7 protein-coding genes are annotated in these 10,341 nt (G+C 61.4%); 1 reads left to right on the plus strand and 6 read right to left on the minus strand.

Annotated features, from left to right (window positions below):
- Nucleotides 1–601 precede the first annotated feature (601 nt).
- The 5 genes from C466_RS00500 to C466_RS00520 form a co-directional block, all read right to left on the minus strand.
- Entirely contained in the window at nt 602–4,144 is a 3,543-nt protein-coding gene (locus C466_RS00500) for a UvrD-helicase domain-containing protein (RefSeq protein WP_004595504.1), read from the minus strand.
- The gene (locus C466_RS00505; protein WP_004599511.1) at nt 4,137–5,294 is read right to left on the minus strand and encodes a PD-(D/E)XK nuclease family protein; all 1,158 of its coding nucleotides are present in this window, start codon (nt 5,292–5,294) and stop codon (nt 4,137–4,139) included. The genes C466_RS00500 and C466_RS00505 overlap by 8 nt, the downstream gene beginning before the upstream one ends.
- Nucleotides 5,295–5,395: 101 nt before the next feature.
- Nucleotides 5,396–6,217 (minus strand): hypothetical protein, encoded by an 822-nt coding sequence (locus C466_RS17240; protein WP_239641166.1) that lies wholly within the window; start codon nt 6,215–6,217, stop codon nt 5,396–5,398.
- 200 nt (nt 6,218–6,417) lie between these two features.
- Entirely contained in the window at nt 6,418–6,867 is a 450-nt protein-coding gene (locus C466_RS00515; RefSeq protein ID WP_004595501.1) for an HVO_A0114 family putative DNA-binding protein, read from the minus strand.
- Between the two features lie 24 nt (nt 6,868–6,891).
- Nucleotides 6,892–7,230 (minus strand): toxin-antitoxin system TumE family protein, encoded by a 339-nt coding sequence (locus tag C466_RS00520; RefSeq protein ID WP_176454999.1) that lies wholly within the window; start codon nt 7,228–7,230, stop codon nt 6,892–6,894.
- A gap of 94 nt (nt 7,231–7,324) precedes the next feature.
- Here C466_RS00520 and C466_RS00525 point away from each other — a divergent pair, with 94 nt between their 5' ends.
- Nucleotides 7,325–7,549, plus strand: coding sequence for a hypothetical protein (locus tag C466_RS00525; protein WP_004595499.1), 225 nt, complete (start codon nt 7,325–7,327; stop codon nt 7,547–7,549).
- A 309-nt stretch (nt 7,550–7,858) separates the two neighbouring features.
- On the opposite strand, the gene C466_RS00530 is transcribed toward C466_RS00525, so the two are convergent.
- On the minus strand, nt 7,859–8,134 hold the full coding sequence (locus C466_RS00530) for a hypothetical protein (RefSeq protein WP_004595498.1): 276 nt from the start codon (nt 8,132–8,134) through the stop codon (nt 7,859–7,861).
- Nucleotides 8,135–10,341 lie beyond the last annotated feature (2,207 nt).

The raw sequence follows: 10,341 nt of genomic DNA on the forward strand, positions 1-10,341 counted from the left end.
CTATCTTTCTTCGAGGAGAGAATCCCGCCGTTCACGGCGGGCGTGAATCCGACAACGCCTCCACAACCTACGTTCAGCAACAATACGGATATTTAACTAATAGTGTATCGTAGCATGACGTACACCGAGGCGGTCACACCGCCCACTCAAATGCACAATATCGGGACTCCGAGGCCCAGAACGTTCGAGACACACTCTCGAACCGCTGTGGTGTCTCGGTCAAGATAACTCCGAGTCCCCTGCCGGGATAGGAGTAACGGCGGTGTGGCCCCGCCATCGGCCTGTCATGCCGACAGGCCGTGAACCAGCAAATATCCCAACCCAGCGGTGTAGTGCCGTGGGAAGCCTCGCCGTTTACGGCGAGGAGGAGGTCACTNGTCATGCCGACAGGCCGTGAACCAGCAAATATCCCAACCCAGCGGTGTAGTGCCGTGGGAAGCCTCGCCGTTTACGGCGAGGAGGAGGTCACTGGTTCCGACGGCCACTGAAACATACTGTCTGACCTTGTTGTATGGTTTGTACCTATACACACAATACTGTCTGAACATATAAAAGCGAACACTGTTATATAGAATCGTGGGAATCGGCTGTTTGAGTAGTTTTAGGGGCCGGAGAACGACTCATCCGACCCAACAAGGGTGCGAACACGGCGCGCAAGAACCGTGGGCGGGAACTGTCCATACACTGGCCTTCGGACACACCCGAACGTTTCGACACTGGCGTGAATTGTCGCTGCCGGGCCGAGTTCCTGCTGGAGGATGTGCTCGTAGGCGGCGATCTGGAGTTCATACCGCGGTCGCGTTGCGTCGAGTGACTCATTCAGCGCAATTTTGAGATCGGCCAACTGCCACTCGCCTCCACCCAAATCGATGAGGATATCGGCCTCACCATGAACTTCTACCTCAACCTCTCCAGCAGTCACGAGTCCACTCAAATCGTGGTCGACATAGACAGCTTCTGCTGCTTGGATCTGGGCCCACAGGTCGGACTTGAGGAAGTCCGACACGACTGACACGTGGAAGAAGCTGACGAGGCCACCACGTTCGGTATCTGGCAGCATCTCGATCGACTGCGGCGTTATCTGTTCCATCGCGTGCTGAAGCGCGCTTTGGACGGGCTTGCTCCATGTGTCAATCTCGGTGGCCGGCACGTCCATCTCGATGAGGGTGAGTAAGGCCTCGTGGAGACAGGTTCCGACGGCCTCTGGCCCAAGCGTCTCGAACGTGATCGGGAGGTCGTCGGCCACCGCCTCAGTGTCGGTGTGAATCGGCTCGTCAAGGAGGTGGGCACCCACGGTGGCGTCGACGTCGTCAGTCAACGGATAGGCCGTACTCGGGTCGAGAAAGCGTGGGACCCACGACTCCAACTGGTCGCGTCGAGGCGCGACGGCACCCGTCACCGATAGCGGCGTGTCGTACGTCTCGCGTGTTACACTGCCGTCGACGTCATTTACACCGATCGTGAGATCGCCGGCACTGGACGGTTCGTCGATCGCATACGTGGCTGTCCGTCCAGGCGAAAACCCGAGTGTCTCAGACAGGGTATCGAGCCAGCGATCACGCGGCTGTGCCGTGCCGGGTAACGTCTTCGGAAGCGGGATGACGAGATGGTCACGTGCCCGAGAGAGTGCCACATACAGGAGTCGCCACGCCTCCGCACGCTCGTTGGCTGCGACTGACTGGAGCTGGTCAGGACCAAGCAGGTGCGGGCCCCCACCGGCGGCGTCGTCGAGCCAGTGCTCGGTCGCCCACCGCAACCCGACATCGCGTGATGCAGCACCCTGTTTATCGCGACTGTCACCGCTTGGCGTGTAGAGTCCCCCATCGAATGGTGGCAGTTCGATATCGGGTGCTGTCTCGACGTTCGTCGGCGGGGCCAACGCCGCAACGCCACCCTGCGTCATGAACCGCTGAGAGAACGGGCCGGTGTCCCAGAGCTTGAAGCCCGGCGTTGCAAGCACAATCACGTCGTCTTGATCGCCTTTGAGCCGATGAACTGTGCTAAAGACGACATCGGCATCGGTGGTCACACTCGGGATATCGGGCCCCTCGCTCGGGGCCGCCCGAAACGGCGCAAGCAGGTCACCGAGGGCAGCTGGTGGGTACTGCGTGTCAGCTTCCCAGTCGGCGACGGTGCTCGTGAGCGTGTCGAGCGCGGCTACTCGTTGTGCTGCCGGCAGCTCGGTGAACTGGTCGCTCGGGTCGGCTCGAAGCGCGAGTTGCTCGATGATGTCTTCCAGATACACCGACGCTGGAACGCGATGGAACCGGCCCAGCTGATCGCGAAGATCGCGCAGGCCACAGAGGATGTCTCGGGTTTCGGCGTCGAGGTCGTCGGCCGCACAGATGACATCAAGGTCGTACCCAGCCCGCTCGAAGCAGTCGTGGGCTGCTGTGAAATCGAACGGCGAGTCAGTCAACAACGCACGTGTCTGGGCCCGATCGGTCGGCGCAGTGAGCCAGTCACAGACGGCGAGGACCGCCTTGACCACGGAACACGCAAAGAGTCTCGAACTCGCGTTTTGGACGGTCAGTCCTTCGGCCTTGAACGCGTCTTTGTACGCGTCCATCCGCGTTCGCTTTCTGAAGACGACGGTTATCGACTGTGGCGACCCGGTCTCATCAGTCAATGTCCCATCAGCGAGGCCCTGTGCGATGTACGTCGCAAGGATGTTCGCCTCGCCAGCGCGGCCGTCGGGGTTGACCCACCGTGTCTTGTCGGGCGCTGCCCCACCGGTGAACGCGGTGACGTGGATGCTCGGGTCGGCGGTTGGATCCCGAGATGCGTCGAGGCCGGGGTAAGTCGCCGCAAAATCATTGAGCCCCCCGCGAGTTGGATCGTCAAAGACGGGCCGCATGATGGTGTTGATGCCGGCGGCGATGTCCGGGGTTCCACGATAGGTTGTTGCGGCTGTCACCGTCGCATGGGTGTCCCAGTCGATACCGAGATACTGGCCCTCGCGACAGGCGCTCGTGAACAGCGACGGATCGGCATGTCGCCAGCGGTAGATGCTTTGGAGCGTATCGCCACACGCGAGGACGCGCATCGAGGGAGTGACAAGCTGTGACAGCGCTGCGTGTTGGATAGTGGAGACATCCTGTGCTTCATCGATGATCACGCTATCGAGCCGCGCGTGGTACCGCTGACGAAGGGCTGTGTGCTGGTCGGTGGGTGGCCCATCGCCATCGACTGGCCAGTCACCCTTGAACACACTGGTGATGAAGAAGGCGACATCGGTGTGAGAGACCACGCCATACTCGCGGATCAGGGCTCGGTACTGCTCGCGGTAGGCTTCAAGCACGTCACCAAACGCTGTCAGCGTCGTGTCCCATGCGTCATAGAGACGCTGGTCAGCAGCCACAAGGTCGTCCCACTCCGCTGGTGAGAGAGCCGCGTCGGTGTCAGCTGCGGCGTCGGCGTCGACGATGTCTGCGATCGTCGCCACGATATCCGCACGACTGCTGGTTCGTCCGTCAGGATACACTGCCTCCTGTGTGGTACGGAGTTTGCGTTCGAAGGCGGTCGTGGTGAGTCGCTGATCGCGACAGTACTTGACGGCGTTAGCGAGCATCTCCGCAGGGGTGGCTGCCCAGCGGCCATCCGGGTATGCTGCTTCCAGTTCGGCTATCGCGTCTTCGTGGGCCGGATCGGCAGCGACAGCGTCATAACACGCGTTGTGAACCGTTTCCAGCAACGCCTTATTCCCGATCGATGGCGTCTCCTCGAACCCCAGGTCGGTGGCCAGCTTCCCGAAGACATCACGCAACACGCTGTCGACAGTACCGATGAACGGTGCGTGCCGGACCCGTGTCACGAGATACGCGACATCTGACTCGGTAAGTGACGCTGCCTCGGGGATCAACTCATGATTCACAATCTCCCGAATGTGTTCACAGACACCGGGTCCGATCGCGGCCGCCTCATCGGTGGTAAACGACATGACGGCCACGCTCTGGGCGGGAGTCTGGTCGCCACTAGCGTACCGCCGAATGATGGTTTCGGCCGCGATTCGCTGCATCGTCAGTGATTTGCCAGCACCGGCGACACAGTTCATGGTAAACAGTCCCGACTCGGCATCGACGAATCTGTCTCTGATCGTTGCTTGTGCGTTCCGGAGTATCCGTGGGTCGTCGTCGTTACTCATGAGGTGTCTTGGTGGGTGCTGGAACGGTATCTGTACTCGCAGAGAGGAGCGCGGCAATCGGCTCAGGAAGCTGCGGTGTCGTGCTCACCAGTTGGGTGCGGGCCTGCTCGGAGACAGTCTCCATCTCGAGTGACGCAAGAAACGGCGAGGGGTACACAACACCACCGTCGGCGGTCTGTGTGTACCGCGTCACGATCACGCCGCGCTCGGCGGCACGCATCGCATCGGCGAAGTGATCGCGATCACGGCCGTTTCCCCACGCGGTTCGCGGCGCAACGGTATCTGTCTCACCAGCCGCAGCGAGAACGGCTTCCTGGAGCTCTGTGGGAACGACGCTGTCAGTCTGGGCCGGCCACTCGGCTGCCGTCGCGCCGACCGCGATAACGAATGGGACAGACAGCCCCCACACGTCGTTTGCCTCCATAATGTCGATGGCCCAGGCGTTCGAGTGTTCACGGCGGCCCGGGCGTTGTGTCGCCAGCAGTTCACACAGTTCCTGTACAGCCCCCCACGATCGGGAGACAGTCCGGTCAGCAAGCCACTCGTCGTATTTATGCGTGACCTGCTCGACGAGCCGGGTGACTCTGACCGTTGCTCGCGCGGCCGTCTCCGTCGCCATGAGCGCCGGTGAGTCAGCCTGCTTGCGGGCGGGCACGCTCGTCTCGCGATACGCATCGATCGACGCCCCCAGAACCGTTCCAACTGTCTCTGGCGTTGGCTCGCGCTCGGCATGCGACAGTAGCCAGTCACAGTAGGTTGTGAGTCGCTCGTCCGTGGTGTGTGTCTGTATCGTCTCGGCCCACTCGGCGATCGATCGATGCCCGGGGGGAAGGGCCTCAAGAGCGGCCTGGATCGTCGACTGTTCGAGTGGCCAGCTGGCTGTATCCGTGAGTGGTGCCCACCGCTGCGCTAATGGTTCCAACAGCGTTGCAGCACCGACATCGCCGGCGCCAAAGAGCGTACAAAGCGCCGCGATCAGCGCGTATGGTTCGGTGCGGGTTACGCGCAACTGTGTCCAAAACACTGGCGTCACCCCATACTGGATGGCTGCCCGGGTCAGCGGCTGTTCATACGGATCAAGATCGCGAGCCACGACGACGATATCGCGGACGTCCACGCCACGATCGCGAACTTCGCTGATCGTCGCCATCACAGCACGCGCTTCCTCGCGACGCGTCGGTGCGGGCAATTCGACAACAGGACATGACGGTGCTGGCAACTCGCCAGTGAGTGCCGTGCGGTGGGCGTGGGTCACAGATTCACCTCTCGCCCGGGATAATCAATGGACAAGAGGTCCGGAAGTCGCGCTGTGAGGTACTCGCTGGTTCCGGGGCGGAGGTGGAGTTCGATATCTGCCGTCGTTGCTGTACAGAGACCATGTAGGAAGTCAACTTCTGGTGCCGGGATGCTGCTCACACCGACGAGCGAGATCCGCTCGATATCGGGATAGCAATCGGTCCACACCTCGTCGCCGCCGATGAGGCGACGCGTCGCCCGTCTGAGGAGCGCCGTCTTCGAGACCGCTTTGTCAGTCTGGTCGCGCAGCCACGTCTCGACGGCGAGGCCACCATCAACCAGTGTGGTCGCCTCGTCCGCGATGGGGCCTGCAAACTCGTCGGTGACATCGCGCAGCGCCGCAATCCGATCCGGATGGAAGTTCGTCATTGATTCGACCTCTGAACGGATCTGCTCAAGTTGTTGGGGACCGACGTCTCGACGGGCAGAAAGCAGGGGACGGAGTCCCGATGGCTGATCCGGTGTCGTCGTCGGAAGCGACTGGAGGAGCGCTAAGCGATCGACGCGATCGAGGCTCGTCGGGGCCGGGTCTGCGGCTCCAAGCAGTACTTCCGCAACGGTTTTCGGATCGACGAATTCAAACGCATTCTGTGGCTGTGTACGCTCTCGCAGTCGCCGTTGGAGGTTTCGTTGGTGGAGTTCGGTCGGCGCCAACACGAGTTCTGTCGGCGTCGCTGTGCGGTCAGCACGATTGAGAAGCCGTTCTTCCTCGCCACAGTAAATCGAGATCTGCGAGGCAACATCGTCGTCAGTCGTGTGGAGGTCCGTTGTCGACATCAGCGAGATCAGGATATGGGGTACGACAGGGTGGATATAAGTCTCTCGCCCCGGAGCGGAAGTGGACCGATCTGTCGGGGCATTTTGGTCGTGGTGTTCGACTGTGGGTACCTCATGACAGGGGCACCATTTGGAAGGCCTCGGTGAAAGGTAGGCCCCGCACCACGGAGAAAGACTCGCGCTTCAGTGCAGAGAGGATGTCAAGGCGTGGCAGCCGTCGTGTCGCCAGCCTCTGGATCGAACGGGAGGTTGATCAAGAGTTCGTCGAACCAGACGACCGGGCGCTTACTCTGACCGTTTTCCTCAAAGAAGATGATACCCAACTGGGCGAGGCGGCTGAGTTCCTCGTGGACGTTCTTCACGTCCCGGTCAACGACCCGTGCGGTTTCGTTGATGCTGGCTGGCTCTTCCCTGCGGATAGCTTCGATGAGATCGAGGACACGCGGCGTCAGCGTCTCCATAAGATCGTCGTAACTGGTGAACGAGAGCGTCGGTGTGAAATCCACCGCGTCGCCTCGTTTGAGCGCCTCGATCCCGTCGGTGATGTCGCCGTGGAACTCACTGGACGAGTTCACGGTTACGACGAGAGTTGATTCGGCCCGAAGCTGTTCACGCTCCATCGGGTGCAGCGGCGGCGTGGTGTCGTTCATGGGTATCACCGTGGTGAGATGGCCTCACTTGACCTCGAGCTCGGACTTCGGGATTTCGCTCCAGAACCGTTTCCAGAGTTCGACCATTCCGGGAAACGTGATGCTATCTGGGTGAGGGTCTGGTGCGACGTGTAGTTCGTGCCCTTTGGTGTCCTCGTGCGAGTTGTCGTACCGACGAATCGTCCCATCATCAAGCGTGCGGGGCGGGTCCGGCTCCGTTGCGCCGTAATGAAGCTTGTAGGCCCACCCAGACGGGTACGCATCGCGATCTGTCCGCATACAGAACACGCGGACTACAGCCCCGTCGGGGTACTTTCGCCCCTCGCTCACGCCATCGAGGTCGTCGTCGGTCAGTGAGGCCATCCTCATTCATTGGTACATAGACCAATAAAATAAGTATATTGGTTTGAGGACCAACAGTAGGCGTCACACTCCCATACTCGTACTTCTGGCAGACATGTCCACGCCGATGGAAATATACCGGTTCGAGCTCCTCCAGAGTATTTTGATCGAGCGCCCGGATAGCATCCGCCGGCTGGCCTCACTCCATGCGGGGCTGGAAGCCGTAAGTGAACGAGCGGAACTCATCGGCGTGAGCGACGAGCCACCCCTCCACGCTGTACGGAGCCTCAACGCTCTCGATCAGCGCAAGGTGAACGCGGACTGTGGCGTCGAACCGTGAAGCGTTTCGGTCATAGTCGGTCAGTCAGGCCACCCCCTCTGGGGCAAACCCTCGTCTCCGGACGAGGGCGATAATGTTGCCCCGCGACTGTCAGCCCGTCAGTGGGGGTGCGGAAGCGACCTCGCCGCTGTCGACTGGTCCGTGGGCGCAACGCGTGTGGAGCGAAGCGACTCGCGTGATGCGTCCGCGTCGACCGAGCGAGGTCGCAAGCGGAACACCACGGAGTCGCTGTCCGCGTGGTCGAGCCCACCGAGCTGGCTGGAGTGTCGCGTCGCTCGGGTAGCGCAGAAAAAAATGAAGACCGGCTGGCTAAAGTTCTTCGGGCTCGATCGAGAAGTCGTCAGGAGAGAGGCCGGGGTCGTCGACGAGGTCGCCGACGAGTTCGGCAGCCGCCTCGATCGCCTCCTTGACGTCGAAGCCGAGCGTGGCCTCGATGACCTCGCCGTTGTGGACGACGGTCGCGACGACCGGCTGCTGGGTGTAGACGATCAGGTCTTCCTCGAGCGACTGGTACGGGCCCGCCGAGACGAACTGGCGGGCACACTCAAGCGAACAGAAGCCGACCGTCCCGTAGTCAGCGACCATCCCACGGGCGTCACACCCGAGCAGGAGTTTCAGCTGGTCGTCAACATCGTCGTGACAACCCTCACAGGCACACTCGATCTCGTCGTCAAGGGTAGTCGTCAGGTCAAACTCGGACTGAGGCGTCGAACCGCGAAGCGTTTCACTCATAGTCGGTTGGTCGGGTCACCCCCTCGGGGGAAACCCTCGTCTCCGGATGAAGGCGATAATGTTTCTTGCTGGTCGCAGGAGAGTGTCAGCCGGGGATTCGAGTATCTCGGTGTTTTGTTGTGATCTGTACTACGGGCGAGTTGTGGTAGTGGTGAGTAGCGCAAAAAAAGAGGCAACAGGCTGGGAGAACGTTAGTCGTGGATGGTGCCGCAGTTGGCACACTCTATGGACGTCTGCCTGCCCGACGAGCCGGGGACGTTGAACCGGCTGGTCGGGACCTTGGCGATCGCAGGATTGTCACAACACGCGGTACGGCTGTCGTCGGAGTCGGTGTTCGTCGTCATGGTTGTCGGTCGGGTCACCCCCTCGGGGGAAACCCTCGTCTCCGGCTGGGGGAGATAATGTCACCAGCTGAAGCCCCGACAAGACTCGGCCGTAGCCGGTGTCTTCGCCACCGTGCTGAACGGTGGGTTAGTAGGTGCTGCTAACGTCACAACCAGCCGTCCCATTGGGGGCACCACGAGTGGGGAGTCACAGAGAGTTTCCCCCACTGGTAACCCCTCGAGATCGACCCCGAACAAAACGGATCGCTTCCCGTCTCTACTACAGGCTGGTTGCGGTTCCGTCACCTGCCGCAACAAACCCACCAGTGAACAGGGCGTGGAGAGGGGGTCTCGACCCCCGCTGAGAAGCCGGTCAAAGCACCCGGCGTTTGCAGTCACTACACGCCACGTCACCACCCCCGAGACGGGTGGCCGACTCACTCGAACAGAAGTCGCAACCCTCCGATCCACTCCGGGCATTCATCGACAACAGAGCAGCGAAGACGATGCCGATGAGCAGGGCGATTGCGGTGCCGAACGACGCGGTGAAAACGACGAGTGCGAGAAGCGTATTCATCTTGGGAAACCTCACCGCTGGCCCGACCGAAATAATGCTATCACTGGGTTGGGGCCTGCCGCCACTCCGTCCGGATTCAGACGGTGTCGTCTCACCGTGTTGAGACGGAACGAGGCCCCACCGAAGGTGGGTGGCTCGTGGACGCCATTCTGTATACCAGATCGCTGAAAGATTCCCGGTGGGGATACTGGCGATGACTCCCGCCAAGAGGGAGTCGTCGAGGTGGGGGCAACCCACCCAGCAGTACGACGGCCAGCTGTCCTCGAGGCGTGTCGGTCGCGACCACTGTTGGTGGGGTGGACCCGACACCGTTCGGTCCCCGTCGGCTGTCAAGCTCGAAGCGGTCACCTGCCGTGTCTGTGGTGGTGGCGATCCGCCGCTGGTGACGGCCGATCACGGCAGCATCAGAATACTGAGGGGTCTGCCTCGCTGTGGATCCTGATCGTCGGATCCGGGCCGATGGCCACCGATGGTGAAGCGGCGACTGGTCGCCGCGTCTGTGGTCTCAAGAAGAGGCGGTGTCGATGCCGACTGGTGACCACGTTGTGACCTCGGTCGGGAGACGCCGCGAGTCGAGATCGACGAGTCGAGTCGCATCGACAAGCCCACCGGGACGAGGGGATCAGCGAAGTCGGTCACCGACGTCGGAGGTGAGAATCCCGTCGGGTCGAAGCCGTTCCACACGGCGTGTGATCGTGGCGATGGTGACAGCCGGTCGGCGTCTGCGGTCGACTCGTCATCGGCTGACTCATCAGGTTCCTGAAACAGTGAACAGAGCCGTGACTCGGCGGTGAGAGACTGGTCGACAGCCGGTGTGTTGAGGGAGTCTCTCGTCTGTGGATCGGACGGCGTGTCGACGGCAGTCGACTGGTCCCCAAGGGGACTGTCCCGGTGGTGGTCATCGACCGTCAGGAGATGGGAAGTCTACCGAGACGATCGCGGTCGTCGAGACGACGAGTCGTGTTGCGTCCGGGGTCCACCTGTCCCGTGGGGAAGTGTGCTGAGGCTATTTCGAGATTCTGAGAGGATTCGTGAGTCACACAGTGTCGATGAGGCGGTGGCAGTGCCGACCGCCGTGTAGTGGTGGCCCCGTCTTGCTGGCCGACTGCCTTCTGAAGTCAGTCTCGATCTCGGTGGTCAACCAGCTGGTGATGCTTCTG

Origin of the sequence: Halorubrum distributum JCM 10118 (assembly GCF_000337335.1) — an archaeon.
Taxonomy (GTDB): Archaea; Halobacteriota; Halobacteria; order Halobacteriales; family Haloferacaceae; genus Halorubrum; species Halorubrum distributum.